This is a genomic window from Morganella psychrotolerans, assembly GCF_965118875.1.
Classification (GTDB): domain Bacteria; phylum Pseudomonadota; class Gammaproteobacteria; order Enterobacterales; family Enterobacteriaceae; genus Morganella; species Morganella psychrotolerans_C.
Window position 1 is genome coordinate 1 of the sequence record NZ_CBCPJD010000035.1, and the last position, 2,416, is coordinate 2,416.

The window sequence follows — 2,416 nt, forward strand, 5'->3', positions numbered from 1 at the left end:
AACTATCCGACAGTAACAAATATAAATGTTTCCGGTAATAAGGTGACATGGAAATATGAACACGATAGTGGAATGGCAAGTGCAACAATTCCTATTATTCATATATTTAAGCTAATGGGGAAGTAGTGATGAAACCAGCTATATCAGTGAACGGAGCTGAGTTAGGAATTCTGTCCTCAATTACCTATGTTTTAGAAAAAATACTGGACATGAGCAAAGACGGAATAAAAGAACCCGGGATATATGACTTTGTTCGTGGGAGTTATGCTGTTTTATATCCATCTATGTGGGATAAGTATATTGTTTTTCACCGTGATGCGAGGATGGACGGGATTGGTTCAAATATGCTTCGCCACGGGTGGGATAATAAAAATCTGCGGTTCTTAACCACGAATACGGTGAATATTTATATTTACAGACCGATTGTAGAGTCAGACATAGATACAAAAATAAAAGTTAATATGTTTAATGATGATAATAAACTATTCTATTCATCTGGTAAGTTCCCGTTAAGAATAAAAACAATTATATCCGACTTAACTTATGGCGGAACAATATTAGATATACAAAAACCATTAGATTACCGGAGCGGGCACACGGGCTGCATGGTACTAAGTTATATTTCCACATCATTCGAAATGAGTTTTGGTGGTTTCGTTTTCGGATACGGTGTAACAAAAGATGGTTATGTGACGAGGGCATCTAATCTTGTCGGATTGGGAGGCGGCGGTGCATATGCGAATGATATCGGATGCATTGTTGCTTATGCTCCGGATGCTTACCCGCGATGGAAGTAAATAACTCAACCGCTCCGGCGGTTTTTTTTCGTCCAAAATTCAGGGGAACTCCATGATTTACACAGACGGCACAATTGCCATAAAAGCCGGATCGCCGATTGTCACCGGCACCGGAACGCAGTGGAAAAAGAACATTCACGGCGTGGCGCCGGGGCAAATGATCAGTATCGAAAACGGTACTAACCCGATAAATATGATGATCCGCGCAGTGAACAGCGACACAGAACTGGTGCTGTCATTCAATGCCCCGGTGACGCGCAGCGGCGCGAAATATTCTATTGCCACCACGGTACCGGATACCATTTCTGACGCCGCCCGCACCATGTCAGCGAATCAGGGCTATATTGTGTACTTCCTCCAGGCAATGCAGCAGTGGATGACAGACACCGGCCAGGTTGAAATTGAGCTGCCGAACGGGCAGAAAGTGACGTTGGAGGATTTAAAAGGGCTGGCTTCACAGGATTGGATTAACTCGGTTTTGTTTGGCGTAGGAGACAAGGCCGCAAAAGCCTCAGGGATAATGAATCCCGATAATACGATGTGGTGGGGCGCGCATAATGACTATTTATATGCGAAAGCTGCTGGCAATGAATACAACTCCTTATTCCTTACAAAAGATGGTCAATTAACAGTAAAAAGTTTTTTAAATTGTACCCATAGAATGTCTATCGCTGATATGGATACTCCCAATACTTTTGCGCATTTTTATTGCAATAAAGGAAAGGTATTTTTATCTGTAAACATGAATGGAAAATGGAGCGAGTTGTTTTTCCCCATAGAAAAAGGGACGATTGCTTCGCGCGAGTGGGTGAGCAAATCAATAGTAGAAGGAGACACAAAAAGAGAGCTTGCATCTCCAGCAAGAACGGGATCACTTGTTATAAATGATAGTGGTTATGGTGGTATTTATAACCATAATCTGAATAAATATACATTTCAAGTAAATGAATCAGGTAATGCGAATGTGGCAGGGCAACTTCAATGTGAACGTAATTTAACAATACGTTCCAGCTCCGCCCCAGCAGATTCAATAGGTATCTATCATGAAGGTGGACGGTGTTTTTTATCTCTCTACAGAGGCGGGAGCTGGAAAGGCGAAACAACGATCCCTGTTGGTAGTGGGACCATGGGAGTGATTGGGGTGAATATGGCTGCTGACAGCAACGGTTTTTACAAACGGTCATCCCCAATTATTGAGATTTACTCAGGCGCCCGTTTTGAAACCAACGAAGAATCCGAAGGTGCTCACATTCACCACACCGACACAGGCCAGTACCATATCACCGGCATCCTCGGCTATAACTCAGATGGTGCATGGGGCGTAAACGGGGGGATCTCAGTACCGAAAGACAATAACGGTCTTGAGCTGATCTATGTCGCTGACCGCGTACTGGAAGACGGCGGGATTATCATCGAAACCTGTCACCGGCAGCATGCGCATTTACCGGAACGTTTCCAGAACTGGCGGCTGAAAGAAGTCACTGCTGATGGCGACCGCGTTTTCTATCAGGACGGCGATCCCTGTGACCTGCCGGAATACACCCGACTCGATGTACGCGTAGAAATGCCACAAGGCTCTGTGTGGAATGTGAAACAGCGTGAACTGGCTGAGCAGATGG

At 44.5% G+C, this 2,416-nt stretch carries 2 protein-coding genes; both read left to right on the forward strand.

Going from position 1 to position 2,416, the window contains the following annotated elements:
- Positions 1-128 precede the first annotated feature (128 nt).
- Complete coding sequence (locus ACMHKJ_RS19080) at positions 129-797, forward strand: hypothetical protein (RefSeq protein ID WP_413496393.1); 669 nt, start codon at positions 129-131, stop codon at positions 795-797.
- Positions 798-849: 52 nt separating this feature from the next.
- The coding region (locus tag ACMHKJ_RS19085) for a phage tail fiber protein (RefSeq protein ID WP_413496395.1) at positions 850-2,416 on the forward strand (1,567 nt) is incomplete at its 3' end.

Coding starts and splice junctions, on each gene's coding strand:
- ACMHKJ_RS19080 (WP_413496393.1), top strand. CDS start 129: ATGAAACCAGCTATATCAGTGAACGGAGCTGAGTTAGGAATTCTGTCC.